At 61.3% G+C, this 20721-nt stretch carries 21 protein-coding genes; 4 read left to right on the top strand and 17 right to left on the bottom strand.

From position 1 onward, the window contains the following. Positions 1–4: 4 nt before the first annotated feature. From BMX27_RS00455 to mutM, 10 genes are all read right to left on the bottom strand, one after another. The gene (locus BMX27_RS00455; RefSeq protein WP_090157980.1) at positions 5–1414 is read right to left on the bottom strand and encodes a hypothetical protein; all 1410 of its coding nucleotides are present in this window, start codon (positions 1412–1414) and stop codon (positions 5–7) included. A gap of 149 nt (positions 1415–1563) precedes the next feature. Next, positions 1564–3981 carry a DNA topoisomerase (ATP-hydrolyzing) subunit B gene (gene gyrB / locus BMX27_RS00460; protein ID WP_090157981.1) on the bottom strand — a complete coding sequence of 806 codons (2418 nt, stop codon included), beginning with the start codon at positions 3979–3981 and terminating at the stop codon, positions 1564–1566. Positions 3982–4061: 80 nt separating this feature from the next. Next, on the bottom strand, positions 4062–4682 hold the full coding sequence (locus BMX27_RS00465; protein WP_090157982.1) for a LysE family translocator: 621 nt from the start codon (positions 4680–4682) through the stop codon (positions 4062–4064). Continuing rightward, complete coding sequence (locus tag BMX27_RS00470; RefSeq protein ID WP_090157983.1) at positions 4679–5206, bottom strand: GNAT family N-acetyltransferase; 528 nt, start codon at positions 5204–5206, stop codon at positions 4679–4681. Before BMX27_RS00470 ends, BMX27_RS00465 begins: the two co-directional genes overlap by 4 nt. Further along, the gene (recF, locus tag BMX27_RS00475) at positions 5196–6314 is read right to left on the bottom strand and encodes a DNA replication/repair protein RecF (RefSeq protein ID WP_090157984.1); all 1119 of its coding nucleotides are present in this window, start codon (positions 6312–6314) and stop codon (positions 5196–5198) included. Before recF ends, BMX27_RS00470 begins: the two co-directional genes overlap by 11 nt. 67 nt (positions 6315–6381) lie before the next feature. Further along, positions 6382–7500: a DNA polymerase III subunit beta gene (gene dnaN / locus BMX27_RS00480; protein ID WP_056029364.1), complete on the bottom strand. Its 1119-nt coding sequence runs from the start codon at positions 7498–7500 to the stop codon at positions 6382–6384. A 102-nt stretch (positions 7501–7602) separates the two neighbouring features. Further along, the gene (gene dnaA, locus BMX27_RS00485; protein WP_090157985.1) at positions 7603–8973 is read right to left on the bottom strand and encodes a chromosomal replication initiator protein DnaA; all 1371 of its coding nucleotides are present in this window, start codon (positions 8971–8973) and stop codon (positions 7603–7605) included. 568 nt (positions 8974–9541) lie between these two features. Next, the gene (gene rpsT / locus BMX27_RS00490; protein ID WP_056029372.1) at positions 9542–9805 is read right to left on the bottom strand and encodes a 30S ribosomal protein S20; all 264 of its coding nucleotides are present in this window, start codon (positions 9803–9805) and stop codon (positions 9542–9544) included. A 145-nt stretch (positions 9806–9950) separates the two neighbouring features. Then, the gene (locus tag BMX27_RS00495; protein WP_056029375.1) at positions 9951–10727 is read right to left on the bottom strand and encodes an enoyl-CoA hydratase; all 777 of its coding nucleotides are present in this window, start codon (positions 10725–10727) and stop codon (positions 9951–9953) included. Positions 10728–10801: 74 nt separating this feature from the next. Further along, positions 10802–11653 (bottom strand): bifunctional DNA-formamidopyrimidine glycosylase/DNA-(apurinic or apyrimidinic site) lyase, encoded by an 852-nt coding sequence (gene mutM / locus BMX27_RS00500; RefSeq protein WP_090157986.1) that lies wholly within the window; start codon positions 11651–11653, stop codon positions 10802–10804. 82 nt (positions 11654–11735) lie between these two features. Between mutM and ubiE the strand changes: the two genes are divergently transcribed. Both ubiE and ubiB read left to right on the top strand, forming a co-directional pair. Further along, positions 11736–12485: a bifunctional demethylmenaquinone methyltransferase/2-methoxy-6-polyprenyl-1,4-benzoquinol methylase UbiE gene (ubiE, locus tag BMX27_RS00505; protein ID WP_056029381.1), complete on the top strand. Its 750-nt coding sequence runs from the start codon at positions 11736–11738 to the stop codon at positions 12483–12485. A 3-nt stretch (positions 12486–12488) separates the two neighbouring features. After that, positions 12489–14018, top strand: coding sequence for a 2-polyprenylphenol 6-hydroxylase (gene ubiB, locus BMX27_RS00510; protein WP_090157987.1), 1530 nt, complete (start codon positions 12489–12491; stop codon positions 14016–14018). Between the two features lie 73 nt (positions 14019–14091). Here ubiB and BMX27_RS00515 read toward each other — a convergent pair whose 3' ends face one another. Both BMX27_RS00515 and BMX27_RS00520 read right to left on the bottom strand, forming a co-directional pair. Then, positions 14092–14691, bottom strand: a complete 600-nt coding sequence (locus BMX27_RS00515) for a flagellar hook capping FlgD N-terminal domain-containing protein (protein ID WP_256212344.1) — start codon at positions 14689–14691, stop codon at positions 14092–14094. A gap of 11 nt (positions 14692–14702) precedes the next feature. Further along, positions 14703–16250 carry a flagellar hook-length control protein FliK gene (locus BMX27_RS00520; RefSeq protein ID WP_090157988.1) on the bottom strand — a complete coding sequence of 516 codons (1548 nt, stop codon included), beginning with the start codon at positions 16248–16250 and terminating at the stop codon, positions 14703–14705. A 102-nt stretch (positions 16251–16352) separates the two neighbouring features. Here BMX27_RS00520 and BMX27_RS00525 point away from each other — a divergent pair, with 102 nt between their 5' ends. Further along, positions 16353–16640, top strand: coding sequence for a rod-binding protein (locus BMX27_RS00525; RefSeq protein ID WP_371260050.1), 288 nt, complete (start codon positions 16353–16355; stop codon positions 16638–16640). Further along, entirely contained in the window at positions 16633–16974 is a 342-nt protein-coding gene (locus BMX27_RS00530; protein ID WP_090157989.1) for a hypothetical protein, read from the top strand. The genes BMX27_RS00525 and BMX27_RS00530 overlap by 8 nt, the downstream gene beginning before the upstream one ends. Positions 16975–17128: 154 nt before the next feature. Here BMX27_RS00530 and BMX27_RS16675 read toward each other — a convergent pair whose 3' ends face one another. The 5 genes from BMX27_RS16675 to BMX27_RS00550 form a co-directional block, all read right to left on the bottom strand. Then, the gene (locus BMX27_RS16675; RefSeq protein ID WP_371260051.1) at positions 17129–17263 is read right to left on the bottom strand and encodes a hypothetical protein; all 135 of its coding nucleotides are present in this window, start codon (positions 17261–17263) and stop codon (positions 17129–17131) included. Positions 17264–17343: 80 nt separating this feature from the next. Continuing rightward, on the bottom strand, positions 17344–18117 hold the full coding sequence (locus BMX27_RS00535) for an FkbM family methyltransferase (protein WP_090157990.1): 774 nt from the start codon (positions 18115–18117) through the stop codon (positions 17344–17346). Continuing rightward, positions 18114–18518, bottom strand: coding sequence for a DUF6165 family protein (locus BMX27_RS00540; protein WP_090157991.1), 405 nt, complete (start codon positions 18516–18518; stop codon positions 18114–18116). Before BMX27_RS00540 ends, BMX27_RS00535 begins: the two co-directional genes overlap by 4 nt. A 1-nt stretch (position 18519) precedes the next feature. Continuing rightward, on the bottom strand, positions 18520–19881 hold the full coding sequence (locus tag BMX27_RS00545; protein ID WP_090157992.1) for a tetratricopeptide repeat protein: 1362 nt from the start codon (positions 19879–19881) through the stop codon (positions 18520–18522). 7 nt (positions 19882–19888) lie between these two features. Then, entirely contained in the window at positions 19889–20674 is a 786-nt protein-coding gene (locus tag BMX27_RS00550) for a hypothetical protein (RefSeq protein ID WP_090157993.1), read from the bottom strand. Between the last annotated feature and the right edge of the window lie 47 nt (positions 20675–20721).

Genomic DNA, 20721 nt, shown 5'->3' on the forward strand with positions numbered 1-20721 from the left:
CCGTTTACAGCAGTTTCAGTGCGATCAGGACCCAGACCGACAGGACGACACCGCAGGTCAGGGCATAACCGCCATTCCATCGCAGGCCGACGTGGCTTGCCGATACCTTGCCGTATTGTGCGATCAGCAGGGTGGACGCGGTATAGGGCGATGTTGCCCCGCTCAGCGCCCAACCGCCCGTGATTGCGACAATGAACGCCGCAGGCGCGGCACCTATTTCCGCCGGGGCAGGCAGCAACGGCGCAAGCAGCGACACCGACAGGATCGGGTTCATCCCGAATTGTCCTGCCAGCGGAATGGTCCAGAACAGGACCAGCAACACGACAGGGGCGGGCACCGACGACAGGTCGATGCCGGACGACACGATGACAGGCGATAGCAGGGCAGCGCCCAGCGACCCGATGAAACCCGCCATGGCCAGCAGCACGATTTCGGACCTGTTTCCGGGCAGTTCGGTCATGGCATAATCCCGCGCCCGTCCCGCGACATGCAGCACCGGATGCCTGTGATGGTTCAGCACGTCCTGTTCCCCCATCCACAGCACCGCGATCACAGGCACGACGATCATCACGACCCCAACCACGCGGACCCCGGTCCCCAGGTGCAGGCCCAGCGTCACCGCCCCGATGACCAGCAACAATGTCAGCAGCGGCATCAACCGACGCAACCACGTGCCGTCTGGCGGATCAAATGTCGCGGCTGGGCCGCTGATGCGCGGCTTGAAGATGCTGTCCATCGCCCATCCGATGCAAACCAGGATCACACCCGACACGGCGCAGGGCAGCACGGCCCCGGCCCAGGTCGCGCCAGGGATCAGCTGGGTCGAGATCGCCATGGAAAACGCCAGCGGCGACCAGGGCAAGGTTGCGATGAACCCGCGCTGGATCGCAACGAGCATGCGGCGCAAACGATGCCTGCGGCGTTCGGGATTCGGTTCCGACGTCACACTCTGCGCGGCAAGCCCCCCCAAGAGCTGGATCGCACCATACATCAGGATCAACCCGAACAATCCGCCGCCAGCGGTCAGCGCCAGATAACGCCGCCCCGGCGGCTGTGAGGCGAGGAATTCACCTGTCCTGACGATCGGGGCCGAGGTCAGCGCCGCACTGCGCAATGTTGTCAGCGCAGCAAAGAACCCGGTGATGAAACTGACCAGCATCACCGCCTCGGTGATCGCCCTGCGACCATCCGGCAAGACCACCAATGCGATCATCGTCAAAACGATGCCGATGATCAGGAACACCCGCCGCGACCAAGGAATATGGGCAGCGAACAGGGCGAGCGCCGCCACGCTGGACACCATCGAGACATTCAGAAAAGCATTGCCGCCACCCCATTCGTAGATGCCGCGCGCGATCATCGTCACGATCAGCAGGAGGCCGCCAATCGCATCTGTCAGTGTCAATCGTTGCATGGGTGCCTGCCTCTGGGTCAGGCTATGGATAGACGGGATAAATGCCGATCAAAACCCTGCATGAATAGCGAGGCGGCCCCAATCATTCCCACGCCGTCACAGGCAGGGGCAATCGGACCGCGCAACATCATGCGCGGTCCGACAAGCGTTCAAAAATCGAGATGTTCGACGTTCAGCGCATTGTCCTGAATGAATTCGCGGCGCGGCTCGACCACATCGCCCATCAGCTTGGTGAACAGGTCGTCAGCCTCGGCCAAGTCCTGCACCTTGACCTGCAACAGCGTGCGCGCGTCGGGGTCCAGCGTGGTTTCCCACAACTGATCCGGGTTCATCTCGCCCAGACCCTTGTAGCGTTGCAGCGTCAGTCCGCGCTCACCTTCTTCGAGGATGGCCGCCAGCAGGTCCAGCGGTCCGTTGATCAACTGGTGGCGATCCTTGCGATGCAGCGTCGCGGGCAGTTCATAGACATCGCGCAGCGCCTGCGTAAAGGTACCTGTCTTGCGGGCCTCACCGGACCGCAACAGACCACCGTCCAGCGTGCGGACCTCTTCGACGCCGCGCAAGATGCGGGCCAGACGGATGCCATGGTCCTGCGTGATTCGCCCCTGCCAGCCGCGTTCCCATTCCAGCGCGATCAGGTTCAGACGGGTGGCGACCTTGTCCGCGACGCCTTGCAGGTCCTCGGACACCGCACCGGGGGCAAACGCCCCGGCGATGGCGGCCTGTTCCAAAATATGGCGCGGGTAATGGGTCGGAAACGCGTCCAGCACGCGGCGCAGGCTGCGCGCATCCTCGACCACGCGGCGCAGGTCCTGCCCGGTGATCTCCTCGCCGTTGCCCTGCCGCAGCATGGCGCCCTCGATGCCCTGTTCGATCAGGTATTCGTCCATCGCGGCCTGATCCTTGAGGTAGACCTCTGACTTGCCGCGCTGCACCTTATAAAGCGGCGGCTGCGCGATATAGAGGTAGCCACCCTCGATCAGCTCCGGCATCTGGCGGAAAAAGAACGTCAGAAGCAGCGTGCGGATATGCGCGCCATCCACGTCGGCATCGGTCATGATGATGACCTTGTGATAACGCAGTTTGGCGATGTTGAATTCGTCGCGCCCGATGCCGGTGCCCAGCGCCATGACAAGGTTGCCGATCTCCTGACTACCCAGCATCCGGTCAAACCGGGCGCGTTCGACGTTCAGGATCTTGCCCTTCAGCGGCAGGATCGCCTGCGTGCCACGGTCACGGCCCGTCTGGGCAGACCCACCGGCAGAGTCGCCCTCGACCAGGAATACTTCGGTCTTGGTCGGGTCTTTTTCGGAACAATCCTTCAGCTTGCCTGCGAGAAAGTTCACGTCCATCGGGTTCTTGCGCCGGGTCAGTTCGCGCGCCTTGCGGGCTGCTTCGCGCGCCAATGCGGCCTCGACAATCTTGCCGACAATCACCTTGGCGATCTGAGGGTTTTCCTCGAACCACTCGGCCAGCTTTTCACCAACAAGGTTTTCGACCGCTGGGCGCACCTCGGATGACACCAGCTTGTCCTTGGTCTGGCTGGAAAACTTGGGGTCGGGAACCTTGACCGACAGCACGCAGGTCAGACCTTCGCGCGCATCGTCACCGGTAAAGCTGACTTTTTCCTTTTTCGCGATGCCACTGGACTGGGCATAATTGTTGATCGTGCGGGTCAGTGCAGCGCGGAAACCGGCCATATGGGTGCCGCCGTCGCGCTGCGGAATGTTGTTGGTGAACGGCAACACCATCTCGTTATAGCTGTCGTTCCACCACATCGCGACCTCGACACCGATGTCGTCGCGCTCGCCCTTGACGTAAATCGGCTCTGGCAGGATCGAGGATTTCGACCGGTCCAGATATTTGACGAATTCCTTGACCCCACCGTCGTAGTACAGCTCGGTCCGCAGCGGTTCTGCCGGGCGTTCATCCTCGACGATGATGCGGACACCGGAATTCAGGAACGCCAGTTCGCGCAGGCGTTTTTCCAGCGTGTGAAAATCGTAGTCGCGGTTGCTGAATGTTTCCGTGCTGGCCAGGAACCGCACCTCGGTCCCCTTGCGCCCGTTCGCATCGCCGACCACGCGCAGGCTCTCGGTGGTGTAACCCCCCTCGAACCGGGCGAAATGCTCCTTGCCGTTGCGCCAGATGCGCAATTCCAGATAGTCGGACAGCGCGTTTACCACCGACACACCGACGCCGTGCAGACCGCCGGACACCTTGTAGGAATTCTGGTCGAATTTGCCGCCGGCGTGCAGCTGGGTCATGATGACCTCTGCGGCTGACACGCCTTCTTCCTTGTGCATGTCGACAGGAATGCCGCGCCCGTTGTCGCCCACGGAAATCGATCCGTCGGCGTGAATTTTCACGTAAACATGGTCTGCATGACCGGCGAGTGCCTCGTCGATGCCGTTGTCCACAACCTCATAGACCATGTGGTGCAGGCCCGACCCGTCATCAGTGTCACCGATGTACATGCCAGGGCGTTTGCGTACAGCCTCCAACCCCTTGAGAACCTTGATGGAATCGGCACCATAGGCGGTGTTTTCAGCGTTGTCGTCGACCATGCGGAATTATCCTTGTTCTTATCCGCAAAATATATGCTTTTTTGCCGGTCCTGTCACCCGCAAACCCCCATATTTTGTAGTCAGACAAAGGGTATCGCAAGACCCACGGCGATCAGCAAACCGCCTGCAATCCGGTTGGTTCGGCGCAGTGCGACAGGCGAGGTCAGCAGCGCCCGCGCCCGCCCGAAAAAGAACGCAAGGATCAAGTTGCCCATCAGCGGCACCACAAAGGATGCCGTGCAGATCGCGACCACGTCCCAGCGCGTCAGTGCCCCCAGATCAAAGAACCCCGGCAACACCCCCATGTAGAACAGCACCGCCTTTGGGTTGCCGAGGATGACAGCCAGCCCGGCCAGAAACCCCGCCCAGATGCCGGGCCGTGTCAGACGAGAGTTCGACGCCACGCCGCTGCCCGCGTTGCGGATTACCAGCCACCCCATCACCAGGAACGTGATGCAGGCCACCCAACGCAAGGCGGTCATGAAACCCGCATAGACCGACACGACCCAGGACACCCCGAGGATCGCCAGCAAGGGCCACAGCACGTCGCCCACGACGACACCCAGCGCCAAAGGCCAGGCCGCGTTGAACCCACCCGACATGGTGCGCGCGATCAATGCAACCCAGACAGGTCCCGGCGTCAGAAACAACGCAAAAAGCGCACCGACATAAAGCGCCATATCACCAGCCGAGATCGTCAAAACAGATGCCCCACCAGATCGACCCGTGCCTGAAAATCCCATGCGCTGCCCCGCAGTGGCAGGATCATCAGCCCGTCATCGACCCGTGATTTCATTCCTTGGGTCTGCGCGTCGCCCAGCAGCGCGTAGGTCAGCGTGTTATTGGCCCGCAGAAATCCGTGACCCGCGTAGATCGGCCTGTCGCCGAACAGCACGACAAATTCCGCAAGCGACGCACGCGCCTGCGTCAACGCCTCTGTCAAGAGCGCGCCTGCAATACCCTGCCCGCGACATGCAGGATCGGTCGCCACCTCGGCCAGACCGATGATCGGCACCAGTCGCGCCCCCAGCCGGATGTCGCGCATCAACAGCGCCACATGCCCCAGGATGTCGCCGTCCCGGCGCGCCACGATCCGCAGATGGTGGCGCTGCTTGAAAAATGACCGACCATCGAAACCGGGGCCGAACGCGCGGTCAAGCAGGGCCGCGATCGCTCGGTCATCCTGCGCGGTCAACGCCATTTCGGGAATGACATCAATCTGCATGGCTTGGCTCCGGTGTCACCGTCGACGCGCCGGCGCTGTCGGTCACGCGCAGGTATTGCCCGCGCGCACCCAGCGCATCAAACAGCCCCGGTTCCGTTCCCGTCATCCAGGCCTGAGCGCCCAGCGCGCAGATCTCGTCATAGAGTGCGGCCCGCCGGTCCGCATCGAGGTGCGCCGCAACCTCGTCCAGCAGCAGGATCGGCGGCTGGCCAGTATCGCGCGCGAGCGCGCGGGCATTCGCGAGGATCAGACTGATCAGCAGCGCCTTCTGCTCGCCCGTCGAACAGTCGCGTGCAGGCACGCCCTTGACTGCATAGACCGCTTCCAGATCGCTGCGGTGCGGTCCCGACAGCGTGCGCCCCGCCGCCATGTCGCGCCCCCGACCGTCCTGGAACGCCGCCAGCAGGGCCTCGGCCCCGTCGGCCATGATCTCGCCAGTGTCCGTCAGCGCCAGTTCGGCTATCGGAAATGCCGTCGCGGCTCCGTCCTGAGCTGCAATCAGGGCTGCGACACAGACCGCGCGGTTGGCTTGCACTACGGCCCCCGCTTCGGCCATCTGCTGCTCCAGCGCGCCATACCAGTGGGCGTCGCGCACCATGTCCTTCAGCAGGCGATTGCGTTCGCGCATCGCGCGCTCGTAACGCAGGCTCGCCTCGGCGTGGTCAGGTACAAAGGACAGTGTTGCGCGGTCCAGAAACCGCCGCCGCCCCTCGGCCCCCTCAATCCACAACCGGTCCATCGCGGGGATCAGCCACAGCACCCGCACCACGCTGGCCAGTGCGGTCTGCGTCGCGGCCTTGCCATCGATCGTGACCGTCCGGGACGCGGTGCCCTCCGCCCCAGTCACCAATTCGGTCACCCGGCCAGTGTTGCTCAGTTCGGCTGAAATCTTCCATCCCAGCGCCTCTGGTTTGCGCGCGACGTCGCCGGTCTGGGCACGCCGCAGCCCGCGGCCCGGAGACAAATAGGAAATCGCCTCGATCAGGTTGGTCTTGCCCGCACCGTTCGGGCCATGAATCGCCACTGGACGCGCATCGACGTCCAGCACCGCCCGCTTGTGCGAGCGAAAGTGCGACAGCTGCAAATGCGTCACCGCAAGGCTGGTCACGCGGCATCCATTCTTCTGGTCAAAAATATCCCCGCCGGAGGCATCGGATAATCGTCAGATTATCCGATCAAACCCGCATCGGCATGACAACATAAACCGCAGAGGTGTCATTGCCTTCGCGCATCAGCGTCGGATCACCGGACGAGTTGAACAGGAACACCGCATTCTCGCGATCCACCTGGCTTGCGATTTCCAGCAGGTATTTCGCGTTGAACCCGATCTCCAGACGCTCATCGCTATAGGCCACGGCCAGCTCTTCTTCGGCGTTGCCGCTGTCGGGGGCATTCACCGACAGGATCAGACGATCCTCGTCCAGTTGCAGTTTCACGGCGCGCGACCGCTCGGAACTGACGGTCGCGACCCGGTCCACCGCCTTGGCAAACTCAGAGGCGTCGACTTCCATCTTGCGGGTGTTGCCGGTCGGAATGACGCGGGTGTAGTCGGGGAATGTCCCGTCGATCACCTTGGACGTCAACGTGATGTCCGGTGTGGCGAACCGCACCTTGGTCTCGGACACCGACACGGCCACCTGCAAATCGTCATCATCCAGCAGCTTGCGCAGCTCGCCCACGGTCTTGCGCGGGACGATCACACCGGCCATGCCGGATGCGCCCTGTGGCAGATCTGCGTCGATGCGCGCCAGCCTGTGACCGTCAGTCGCGACACAGCGCAGAACCTTGCCGCCCTCGCCGTCAGCCTCGTGCATGTAGACACCGTTGAGGTAATAGCGCGTCTCTTCGGTCGAGATTGCGAATTTAGCCTTGTCGAACAAGCGGCGCAGCACCGGTGCCGGCGCGCTGAAGTTGGTGGTGTAGTCGGATGTCGCCATCACCGGGAAATCTTCGCGCGGCAGCGTCGCCAGCTGGAAATTCGAACGGCCTGCCTGAATCGTCAGACGTCCGGAGGCCGTATCCTCGGACAAGGTGACCAATGCACCATCCGGCAATTTGCGCACGATCTCGTTCAGCGTGACGGCAGCCACCGTCGTCGCACCGGCGCGGTCAACCTTGGCAGGCGCGCGGTCCACAACCTCGATATCCAGATCGGTGGCGCGGAACTGCACGGTGTCGCCTTCGGCCTCGATCAGGACGTTGGCCAGGATCGGAATGGTGTTGCGCCGCTCGACGACCGATTGCGCCTGTGCAACCGCCTTGAGTAGGCTGGCCCGTTCGATGCTGAATTTCATGGTCGTCCCCGTCGTTGACCGGCCACCCGCGGGCCGGACCGTGACGCTACTGCTTTTCGGCTCCGACTCAAGGGTTTTTCAAACGATTTATCCGCTGTGTGGCTACTCTTCCAGCGCGCGTCGCAGGTTTTCCAGATCATCCGCGATCTGGCTGTCGGTTTGGGCCAGATCCTCGATCTTGCGCACCCCGTGCATCACGGTCGTGTGGTCCCGCTTGCCGAACCGGCGACCAATGTCAGGCAGCGACCGGCTGGTCATGGTTTTCGACAGATACATCGCCACCTGACGCGGCCGGGCAAAGCTGCGGACGCGTTTCGGCCCCAGCATGTCGGACAGGCGAATGTGGTAGTAATCGCTGACCTTGCGCTGGATTTCCTCGACCGTGACCTTGCGGTCATTGGCACGCAGAATATCCGCCAGACAGTCGATCGTCTGATCCATGTCGATATCCAGCCCCACCAGGCTTGCGTGGGCGAACAGGCGGACCAATGCGCCCTCCAGGACACGCACGTTCGTTGTGATCCGCTGGGCCAGGAATTCCAGCACACCGGGTGCAACCTTGAGGTCAGGATAGATGTCCTGCTGCTGGGCCACCTTGGACTGCAACACGCCAAGGCGCAGTTCGTAATCCGTCGGATGAAGGTCGATCACCAGACCGCATTGCAGGCGCGACCGCATGCGGTCTTCCATGTTCTTGATTTCACCGGGCGCGCGGTCGCCGGACAGAATGACCTGCTTACGGGCGTCGACCAATGCGTTGAACGTGTGAAAGAATTCTTCCTGTGTCGAATCCTTGCCGCCCATGAACTGGACGTCATCGACCAGCAATACGTCAACGGACCGCAGCAGGTGCTTGAATTCCATCATCTTGCGTTCGCGCAGCGCGGTGATGAACCGATACATGAACCGTTCGGCCGACAGATACAGCACGTTCAGCTCTGGCTGGCGCAGGCGGATCTCGTTGGCGATGGCGTGCATCAGGTGGGTCTTGCCCAGGCCGACGCCGGAATACAGGAACAGCGGGTTGAATGTGACGGGTCCGCCCTCGGCCACACGGCGTGCTGCGGCATGTGCCAGCTCGTTGGGTTTGCCCACGACGAAATTGTCGAATGTCATCTGCGGGTCCAGCGGCAGGCCCAGCGGGTCGGAATCATGTCCGAAATCGGCGGTCGATGTCTTGGCAGTGGCGGCCTTGACCGGCTGGGCCTCGGACGGGTTCGCCTGACGATCGGCATTCACGCCAAACCGCAGGCGGCTGACTTCCTGACCGTTGCGGTTGAAACTGTAGACGATCATATCGCCAAAATGCTGTTCGACGTAATTTCCGATAAAGGCCGTCGGCACATCAAAGGACACGACGCCATCGGAAACACCAGCGTATTCCAGAGAGGCAATCCAGCTTTGGAATTTTGCCTTGCTCATGCTGTTCCGTAGATCGTCCTGTACCCGTCCCCACGCGGTCGCTTCGCCCATTTTGCCTGCCCTGTTTCCCAAATCATCTCGACAGGGTCTCCCTGCCGCGCCGCACATCAGACCGGGGCGGATCGCACATCTCCAAGAGCCTAACCCTGGACATGGCACCATCGCCGTCTTGTTCACGCCAACGGATCGGATGACCCGTCACCGCCTTGCGTGGGATACACGGACTGTGCAGACGCGGGTGCGCAGAGCACCCGGACACAGACACAGAACAAGCGTTCGCACGAAATGAATTTCGCGCGCTGATCCTCGCTTTTCTGTCGAAAGCACGACGCCTAAGGAACACATCGCTGGGCCGCCGCATACCGGCGCAAACCCGTTCCTGTTTGGTCGCGGCCCTCCATGTTCCCCCCGGAACGAAGTGAATCGCTGGGTGAAGTTAGCAAGGTGTCAGAGGGCATCACAACCGCAACAACGCGCTTGACTCACGACTCCGTGCGAAAGAATCCCTGACCCCTTTGAAACGTCACAAATTTTTTACAGCGGCGACTCGGGCATGAAAAAAGCGCGCCCCGGCAGGAGCGCGCTTGATCGTCGTCATTGGGCCACAGAGGCCCCAGAATCAGCCCAGTGCTTTGACGCGGCTGGCCAGGCGGGACATCTTGCGGGCCGCTGTGTTCTTGTGGACGACACCCTTGGTGACGCCGCGCATCAGCTCGGGCTGTGCGGCCTTCAGGGCAGCAGCAGCAGCGGCCTGATCGCCAGAGGCGATGGCCTCTTCGACGGTGCGCAGGAATGTGCGGATACGCGAACGGCGCATCTTGTTGACGGCAAAACGGGCTTCGTTCTGTTTTGCGCGCTTCTTGGACTGTGGTGTATTGGCCATGCTGGGCTTCCTTCGGGTCGATCAAATACTGTTATAGCGCCTGAACGGCCCGCCCGGGTTTTCATCTACCGGGTTGATCTGCCAAAGCGGGCATCACGCGCATGTAGGGCGGCCTATAAGGGGCGCCGCCCCGTTTGGAAACCCCTTACTTGTCGCGGAACTGCGCCTCGCGCTTTTCCTGAAACGCCGCCATGCCCTCTTTCTGGTCCTGCGTCGCGAACAGACCATAGAAGGTGCGCCGTTCGTAATTCAGGCCCTCGGCCAGCGAGACCTCGAACGACCGGTTCACGGTGTCCTTGACCGCCATGGAGGCAAGCAGCGACTTTGCCGCTATTTTCGCGGCGGCACCGCGCGCCTCGTCCATCAGCTTTTTCGCAGGAACGACCCGGCTGACCAGGCCAGAGGCCAGCGCCTCTTCGGCATCCATGAAACGGCCCGTCAGGTTCATATCCATTGCCTTGGCCTTGCCGACGGCATGCGCCAGACGCTGCGTGCCGCCCATGCCGGGGATGACGCCCAGATTGATTTCAGGCTGGCCGAACTTGGCCGTATCGGCCGCGATGATGAAATCACACATCATCGCCAATTCGCACCCGCCACCCAATGCATAGCCGGCCACTGCGGCGATCACGGGCTTGCGGATCGCGGTGATGCGTTCGGACTGCGCCTGGAAATAGGCCTGGCCGACCATGTCGACATAGGACTTGTCTGCCATCTCGGTGATGTCCGCACCGGCGGCAAACGCCTTTTCCGATCCGGTGACGATGATGCAGCGGGTCTGGTCGGACCCATCGGCCTCTTCCAGCGCCTGGCACAATTCCTGAAGCAATTGCTGATTGAGGGCATTCAGCGCGTCAGGACGGTTCAATGTGATAACCGTGATGTCATCGCTGGTGTCGACTGTAATGGTCTCAAAGGCCATGCGGCACTCCGTTTGATCGGGTCATTTGGTCGTGTCAGGCAACCGTGTTGCTTCAAACACGCGCGGCGATCAAGCTATCTTTGACAGCCGGGGCAAAAGAACGATGACCGCCCGGACTGAACGATACGGTCAATGACGCCGGGGCATCCATCACGCGTGCAGGGTGCGCCCTCGCGGTCATAAACGGCAAAGCCATGCTGAAAATATCCAAGCTCTCCATCCGCTTGGCGGTAGTCGCGCAGACTGGACCCACCCGCTGCAATCGCCTCTTGCAGGACCTGCCGGACCAGCGGCACGAGGCCCGCAATCCGCGAGGCGGAAATGCGTCCCGCCTTGCGCGCAGGATGGATTCCCGCCCGATGCAGCACCTCGCACACGTAGATATTGCCCAGACCCGCGACGATTCGCTGGTCCAGCAATGCCGATTTGATCGGCGTGTTCCGCCTCTTAAGTCGCCCAACAAGGTATGTTTCGTTGAATTGGTTGGAAAAGGGTTCCGGCCCCAGATCACGCATCAGCCAATGCGCATCCGCCTCTGCCGTGGGCATCAGGTCCATCGCCCCGAACCGGCGCGCGTCGTTGAACGTGATCCGCGCGCCCTGCCCCATGTGAAACACGACATGATCGTGTTTTGCCGGGGCCGGATGTGGGTGATGGAATTTCCCTACCGTATGGCCCGAAATCAGCATCCGACCGGACATGCCCAGATGGATCAACAGTGTTTCGTCACTGTCCAGATCGGCCAGAATGTATTTCGAACGCCGCCGCAAACCACGCACGGTTGCCCCTGTCAGCCGGTCCGCCATCCTGTCGGGAAACGGCCAGCGAAGGTCGGGGCGATTGACCTCGGCCCGCTGGATCAGTTGACCTTCCATCACCGGGGACAACCCGGCGCGCACGGTCTCGACTTCTGGCAATTCGGGCATGCAGTGTTCCTATGTGTCGCACGACGTTGTAGGTGGGTTGCGGCGTCCTACATCTGGGGCGAGACGAGAAGGACGACAACCCATGACCGACGGACCCAATACCACGCATTTCGGCTTTGAAACCGTCGATGAGGACCAGAAGGCGGGCCGCGTCAGGGGTGTCTTTTCGTCTGTCGCATCGAAATACGACATCATGAACGACGTCATGTCAGGTGGGATCCATCGCATCTGGAAGGATGCGATGATGGACTGGCTGGCCCCGCGCGCCGGTCAGCGACTGTTGGATGTGGCAGGCGGCACCGGCGATATTTCGTTCCGGTTCCTGCGCCGCGCGGGTTCAGGCCACGCCACGGTGCTTGATCTGACCGAACCCATGCTGATCGAGGGTCGCAAGCGCGCCGAGGCCGAACGCATGGCCGGTCAGCTGGACTGGGTCGTGGGCGACGCGATGGCACTGCCGTTCGAGGACAACACCTTTGACGTCTACACCATCAGTTTCGGCATCCGGAACGTGACCCGCCCCCAAGAGGCCCTGAACGAGGCATACCGCGTCCTGCGGCCCGGGGGCCGCCTCATGGTGCTGGAATTCAGCCAGCTGCCCAACCCCATGATGCAAAAGGCCTATGACGCCTACAGCTTTAACGTCATCCCGCGGATGGGCCAGATGATCGCCGGTGATCGCGACAGCTATCAGTACCTTGTCGAATCGATCCGCAAATTTCCCGATCAAGAGACATTTCTGGGGATGGTTCGGCAGGCAGGGTTTGAAAACGCCAAGTATCGCAACCTGACGATGGGTGTCGCTGCCCTTCACTCTGGCTGGAAACTCTGATCCGTGCGCGGCCCGCATAACATCATCCGCCTGATCCGCACCGGCGCCACGCTGGAACGCACCGGCGCGATGCGTGTGATCATGGACGCATTTGAGGTCGGACCGCTCTTGCGCGGTGTCGTCCGCGGCGTGGTCTGGCCGTTCAAATGGCTGGGCTACAAGGGCGACGTGACCATGCCGCCCGCGCCGCGCGCGCTGACGGCGCTTGGCCCCGCCTACATCAAGTTCGGCCAGGTCCTGTCGACCCGACCCGATGTCGTCGGAAACGAAATGGCAACGCAACTGCGCGTCCTGCAGGACAAGCTGCCACCATTTTCCCTCGCCGAGGCCCGCGCCGAGGTGCGCCGCGAACTGGGGGTCGAGGTCGAGGACGTTTTTTCCAGTTTCTCCGACCCGGTTGCGGCCGCCTCCTTGGCGCAGGTGCACAAGGCCACCCTGGCCGCGACCGGCGAGGATGTCGCCGTCAAGATCCTGCGCCCTGGAATCGAGCGCGCCTTTCGCCGTGACATTGACGCATTTTATTTCGCCGCACGCTTTGTCGAGGTGCTTTCGCCTGCATCGCGCAGGCTGAAACCGATGGACGTGATCACCCATTTCGAAGGTGTGGTCATGGGCGAATTGGACCTGCGCCTCGAAAGTTCGGCCGCGGCGGAATTTGCCGCCAACACCGAAAACGACGCCGGGTTTCATGTGCCGCGCATTCGCTGGGACCTGTCGGGCCGCCGCGTGATGACGCTGGACTGGGCCGAAGGCATCGGGGCCGGCGATATCGACGCGCTGGACGCCGCCGGTCTGGACCGCAAGGCAATCGCGGACCGTGTGCTGACACTGTTCCTCAACCATGCGCTGCGCGACGGTTTCTTTCATGGCGACATGCATCAGGGCAACCTCAAGATTCGCGCCGATGGCACCATCATCGCTTATGATTTCGGGATCATGGGGCGCATCGACAGCTACACCCGCAGGGTCTACGCGGAAATCCTGTTCGGCTTTATCCGGCAGGATTATCAGCGCGTGGCCGAGGTCCATTTCGAGGCCGGCTATGTCCCCGCCGACAAGGACGTGGATGAATTCGCCCGCGCGCTGCGTGCCGTCGGAGAACCGATCTTCGGGATGGACGCCAGCCGCATCTCCATGGCCCGGCTCTTGTCTTACCTGTTCGAGGTCACCGAACGTTTCGGGATGGAAACCCGAACCGAACTGATCCTGTTGCAACGCACCATGGTCGTCGTCGAAGGCGTGGCACGCACCCTCGATCCCAACATGAATATCTGGCAATCGGCCAAGCCGGTGGTTACCGACTATGTCAGCAAGAGCATCGGGCCGCGCGCCCTGCTTGATGATCTGCGCCGCACCGCGATCATCCTTGCGCGGTTCGGACCACAGCTGCCGCGCCTCGCCGAAGAGGCGCTGATTCGTCTGAACAACCCACCGCCACCGCCCCGTCCGCAGCGCCGCATCGCGCGTATCTCTTGGGCCGCGCTGGGTGCGACGATCGTTGGTCTGCTCTGGCTTGCTGAAAGCATTCTTTAACGCCCCCGAAGCGCCGGATCACGCACCGCAGTCACCTCTGCCGCAGGAACCTTTTGCCCCGAGGCGAACAGGATCATGTTCTGACCATTTCAACACGCACTTCGGCGATGGTCCCGTAAATCCCGACCGGGTCCTGCGACAACACCTCGCCGCCACGCAGGCTGACCGTTTCGAAACTGTAGCGCCCGTTTGGCAGCGGCGCACCGTCAGCCGTCACGCCAGCCCATGTCAGCGGATCGTTCCCAACCGGAATGGGGATGCGCTGCACCTCATTCCCACTGACATCGCGGACAATCAGCCGCGCGTCCTGCGCCCCGCCAGGCATGATCGGATTGATCGTGATCGGTGTGCCGTCGAACAAGACCGCGCCTTCGGTCCGCGCTTCCAAGCCGACCCAGCCTGCGAGTTGCGACAAACCGCCGGCGGCCAATTGTCCTGTCATGATCCGCAGCAAATCGTTGGTCTGAACCTGCTGTTCGACACCCGAAAACGTCGCAAGCTGCGTCGCGTAATCGGCCGAATCCACCGGATCAAGAGGATCCTGATTCTGCATCTGCACCGTCAGCATCTTGAGGAAGGTCTCGAAATCGGCACTGATTGCGGTCGTGTCTGCCGCAGGCACGGCAGTCGTCGCCGTTTGCAATTGCTGGGACGTGATCTGCGAAATTTCCATTTTGCTTTCCTTCAGAGCCTGAGGTCCAAACCGCCGGTACGCAGCGCCGCCGGCTGGGGCTGGATCGGTTGCTCGCCGGTTGGAACAGTCCCGATCTCGTTTGCGTTCTGCGACGACTCGGGTTGCCCCTTCGCACGATCACGGGTCGCACCACCCGCGTCGAAATCCAGCGTCACCGATGTGTACCCCAAGGCACGCAGCTCTTGCTGCAACACATCAAAATGGCGCCGCATCAGGTCCGCGGTTTCCGGCCGTTCCGTCAACACATGGATGGCCATGCCGTGATCCTGCGCTGTCAAAGTCATCCGGACGCGCCCCAGTTCAGCCGGGTTCAGCGCCAACTCAACCGTGCCTTCGGTGGCCTGATTGATTGTGACTGCGATCTGCTGCGCGACGGAGCCCGCGACGGGTGAGGCGACAGTTGACCTTGAAACACGCTCTGCTTGCAAATCGCCAGACCCAAGGCCCAAAGGCGCAAACGGCGTCATCAAATCGGATCGCGCACCACTGTCCGACGTCAATCCAGCATGAACGAATCTCAGGAGGTCGACAGAATCAGAATCGGGTCGCATCATCGAGGTGATCCCATCGAAAATGCTACTTTTCTCATGTGGATCTGAAACAGGCGTTGCCTGAATTTCAACCGCACCTCGTCGCTGTCCCTCCAGCGTGCGCCGAAAGGCCTGTTTGTCGTTCGCCGACAGCCCGACAGTCATGTCGTCCGACACTGCGCCGCCCAAGGGCGGCATCACGGGCACCGTGGTTACTGCACGCAAACTGCCCACAGTTTGATCGTCTTGGCGCAACTGCAGGTCGGTGCGCGGTATGGACGTTCGCGGCGCGTTCGCAAAACCGACCACTGGGTTTGTGACCGCGATTGCAGCTGGGCTGATCGTGGTGGCAGCAGGTATGATTTGATCAACGGACTGAAAAAACGCGCTTTTTTGCGTATCCCCCCTTACGAATTGATCGTTCGCCTTGTCCGACACATCGAGTTTCGCAGTCGTCGTGTCGGTCAAGGTCGACACCGGTTGTCCCGGTGATTCTTGTGACTTTGCATTTGGTGCCCCGATCTCTTTGACGGGCGACACGACTGTCAGATTGCCGTCGGTGTCAATTTGCTGCGCAGTCATGCCCTCTGTCGCACGGGACCCCCGGTGGGCATCGACACGCACACCGGGACCGTACGTGCCTGTGAGGGTTGGCATATCTTCGGTTTCAGTCGCGGCAGGCCACGAAGAAGAAGCCACCACTGCCTTCACTGCCCTCTCGTTTTGAGGCATGTGTATCGACACCATTGGATCGCTTGGTATCGGCAAAATCGCCTGCGGGAGACGTCCGGAGGCACCCGCGTCAACGATATGGACCAGATGAGCAGATTCGCTTTCGTCACCCGCTTCGCCCCCAGCGGCCTTTTCCTGATCTGGCATCTGCCAGACGCCGACATCCCCAGTCAGGAATTCCTCAAACGGAGCTGACGGCACCATGACATCGCTGGGCGACACGACGTCAAACAGCACCTGCCCTCTCGTCATGCCAGGCCCCAGAGCGATCTGCATTGCGTCCTCCTTGTGACTCTAGCGCTTTGATGAAGCACAGAAGTTAGCAAATGTTTTACCCCACTGCGCTTTCTTGGACGGATCGCAACAAGAGGTGCCATCGTGATCCCCACTGCTGTTCCGCCCGTTCCGCCCAGACAGTTGCCAGTTGCAACTGGCCCGGACACCGATTTGCTGCAGGCCGCCCGCAAGCTGGAGGCAACATTCCTTTCGGAAATGCTCAAATCCATGCAATTCGATGGGGCGGCTGGCCCATTCGGCTCCGGGCCCGGTTCGGATCAATTTTCATCGTTTCTGCGTGACGCGCAGGCGGAAAAGATGGTGGCCGCCGGCGGTATCGGCATCGCCGAATCGCTCTTTAACGCGATGAAGGCTCGCACCGATGACTGACCGGATCACCCTGCTTTGCGAAAACCTCTTCAGAGAGGAGTGGACCGCCTTGCGAACCGGCGATCTTGAAAAATTGTCCGGCCTGACGGTGCGCAAGGATGCGCTGATCGCAGAATTCATGCAGCTTGCGCCCGACGGTGCGGCCTTGGCCCGCATGACGACGTTGATGAACCGAAACGGCAAATTGCTCGAGGCACGTTGTGCGGGCATCAGGGCGGCGGCCGCGCGGCTGGCCGAGATCAGATCAGTCAAGGACGGCCTGAGCCTTTACACGCAGGCCGGCCAAAAGGAACGAATCGACGCGTCAGACCCTGTCATGGAACGGCGGGCCTGATTTTGCCGTCTCCACAAAATTGCCCTGAAAAAACCTTGGGGCATTAACGCACCGTACACGGAATTCAGGGCATCAAGTCGAGGTTCAGAATGAACGGCCCTTTCCGGTTCTTGTCAAAATGACACGTCACTCGCCCTGAAAACGGGGTTCACTCTTACCAGAGGGCGGCAAAAGCCGTCGCAAATAGGACAACGCATATGGCGACCTTCCAGGCCCCACCGTGGTGCCCGCCACCTGCGATGACCTTCTTGCGTTTGATGATGATCGGTCGATTGCTACCAGTGCTCATGTCCAGTCCTTGCGTTGCCACCCGTGACCGGGATGACAACGCAGGGATGAACAAGGCACTAACCGCAAAATGCGCGGAATTTAGGTTGCGATATCCTTATGGACATAGATCTCGTCCACGCCGCAGAATTCCGCCAGATTATAGCCATGTTCGCGCATCAGTGCCGCGATGTCGCGCGCGGTGGTGTTGTTCTCGATCGCCCAGACGCCGACCTTGTATTTGTCAAAGTCGAAGGCCCGCAACGCGGCCAGCTCTCCGCCCTCTATATCAAGCGAGACAAAATCCACCTCGGTCACGCCAATTTCGTCGAACAAGGCGTTCAGAGTCCTTGTCGGCACGGTGATGCTGTCCTCGGCGTGGCGCGGATCGGCGCGCACCCGTTCCAGCAGCTTGGCATCATAGGTGCCTTTCAGCCCGCTCATCTGGGTATAGCCCTTGGTCACCGCAATGAATGGTGCCTCGCCGTCGCTGTCAGAGATCGCATAGGGCAGGCAGGGTGCCGTGCGCCACATTGCTGCCGTATCACGGTACTCTTTCACCGGCTCGACCAGGGTGCCGGTCCAGCCGCGCCACTTCTCGAAATACAGAGAATTTGAACCAGTTATTCCGTTGAACGCACCGATATCCACAAAGGTGCCGTCCCGCTTGCCCTTGAAAATCGTATCCACGACCTGATCCTGGCCCGCCTGCGAGGCATAGGGGAATCCCGGCGTCATCATGCTGGCGACCTCATGCAGCAATCGCACGACCGGGCCACGCTTGCGGCTTTTCTCGGTCTTGAGGATCTTGGACAGCTGCTGGCGCACCTCGTGCAATTCCTTGCGGGCGGCGTTGACGCGGTCTTGGGGGGTCATATTCTTTGGCTCTCCGGACTGTAGTATGACTTTTCTTCCACGATGGCAGAGCCAAGCAGAACGTTGATCCGCTTTTTCACGGCGGCGCGTTGATCGTTGGTGACATATACCGCACGCGCCAGGGCGATGAAACCGGGACCGAAATCGCGGCGGGCCTCAAAGGCACGAATATCGTCCTCGATTTCCCACAGGTCGGCGTTGATCTGATACAATTCATCCCACAGGGCAGTCAGCGCGGCACTGTGCTGCAACGCCTGATCCGCAATAGCCTGCAACACTCGGCGCTCATGGCGGACATTGGTCAGCTTGGCCTGATCGGTGATCTTCTCTTCCTTCAGGCGCAGGATCGTCAGTTTGTCGATCAATTCGCCGGGTGCAGTCGGAACGAGTAACTCTTTCATCTCAAATCTCCATCTGGGCGCGAACGGCTGACGTCACATCCGCCATAACGCCGTCCCAGTCTAATGGTTCATGCTGCCGGAACAGGCGCATTGACGGATACCACGCCGTGCTCGTCCCAGCATGGCGGTACACCCAAAAGGCATCCCAGTGCAAAACGACCCACACCGGCACGCCCAGCGATCCGGCCAGATGCGCCGTGGCCGTGTCTGACGTGATCACCAGATCCAGTTGCCGCATCATCGCGGCCGTATCCGCAAAATCGCGTTCGCTGCTGCCGGTGTCGATGATCACACTGTCCGTGCCGTCGGCGTGGTAGGGTGCCAGTTCCGGCCCCTTGTACAGCGAAAAAAGCTGAACACCCGGCACGGCCGCCAGCCCAAGGTAGTCACGGTGGCTGAACGACCGGAATGCATTGCCCTTGTAGGTCACGGACCCGGTCCAGACGACACCGATCCGCATTTTTCCAGCATGGGGTTTCAACAGGGCGCGCGCGCGCGCGCTGCTGTCGTCAGGCATCGTCAGGCGACACGGCGGTGGCACGGACCCATCCTGCTCGAAATGCAGCAGCGCGAGGTCCATGATATTGATCCAATAGTCCGCCTGCATATCAGCCGTGAGATCCGGCACGATTGCATCGACGCCGTCGATCCCCGCAAACAGACGCCGCAGGGGTTTCTTGACCTGCATCACGACGCGCGCACCACGCCCCCGCAGCACGGCGGCAAAGCGCGCAAACAGGATTGCGTCACCGAACCCCTGTTCGGGCAGGATCACGATGGTCTTGCCGTCCAGCGGTTGACCCGTCCACTCGGGAAAAGGCAGATCGCGCGGCTTCAACTCTCCTGCACGCCAACGCGCGCGATAGTTCCGGAACGCCTGCGCGTAATCCCCCGCCCCCAGTTGCGCAAAGGCCAGTTGCATCTGCAATTCCGCATCATCCGGGAACCGCGCACGCGCGGCATCCAGCCAGCGAATGGCGGCTGCATAGTCACCCTTGCCGCGTAGGCAGCGTCCGACCATCGCCAGATGGTTCAGATCGTCAGGGGTATGGTCCAGCAATCTGTGCCGCAAGGCCAACGACTCATCGTATTGCCCGACATCGGACAGCGCATTCGCCGCGTTGTTCATGACAGACACATCGTTCGGTGCCAGCGCCAGCGCCCGCCGATGGGCGAGCAGCGCTATCTGCGTGCGGTGCGCGCGTCTGTGCAGCGCCCCCAGGTTCGACCACATCCGCGCATCCCCCGGCACCTGTGCCAGATAGGCTGCATAGGCGCGCAGCGCGGTTTTGGTATCGCCATCCGTATGCGCCTGCGCCGCAGACGCACGCAATTCGGACAGTGACTTGCCCGTATCCGTCACTGCGCCATCACTCCGACCGGTCTCGCTTGACCGGGCAGACCAGGTTTTTCGGACGCCGCGCCTCTGCTGCCTCGAACAGCGAAAACGTCTGGTTGACGTAATTCACCGCTCCCGAAATCAGCTCCATGTAATTCTTCAGGTCCTCGGTCTGTTCGACCTCCTGCACGACGACCGACCGGTCCTGCGGCATCGTCTCGAACGTGATGTAGAACAGCGGGTCGCCCCGGTTCACGACCAGCGGCTTGGTATGGTCGACCCACTCGAACGCCCACATCAGCGGACGCGGCCAGACGTTGATCGGGAACCGCCCGCCAAAGATCGTGCCCGGCAGAGGCGTTTTCGCGTAATGCATGAACGGCGCGACCTGGCTCATGTAAACCGGCTCATCCGCGATGAACGTGTATGGCAGTTCCAGCTGGATGGTCGGCACGCCGGGATAACGCCATTCATGTTCCGCCGCGATATGCAGTTTTTCACGCAGCTTGTTGCCACGGATGCCACTGCGATCCCCGTTGAGGTTGCGCATCGCGGGCTTGCCGTCCTTGTCGCGCACGAATTCAAGGTTCAGATCGAACGGGCAGCGCACCACGAAATAGCGGCTTTCCATGTTGATGACCGCAGGGCAGCGACTTGCGGATTTCGCGTGGGTCTTGTTCATGTCCACGGACCGCACCCGTTCAGGCGGGAAATAGACGATCCCGGCCTTCATCTGGTTCAGGAACCAGCCGACCTGCACAGGGCCTTTGCCAGGCTCTGTCCCTTGTGTATTTTCAAATCTGACCGATAGCTGCATTGCCCAAACCTCTTGCCGTCCGCGTTCTTTGGTCCGTTACTTGTCCG

It is taken from the genome of Loktanella sp. DSM 29012 (genome assembly GCF_900110705.1).
GTDB lineage: Bacteria > Pseudomonadota > Alphaproteobacteria > Rhodobacterales > Rhodobacteraceae > Loktanella > Loktanella gaetbuli.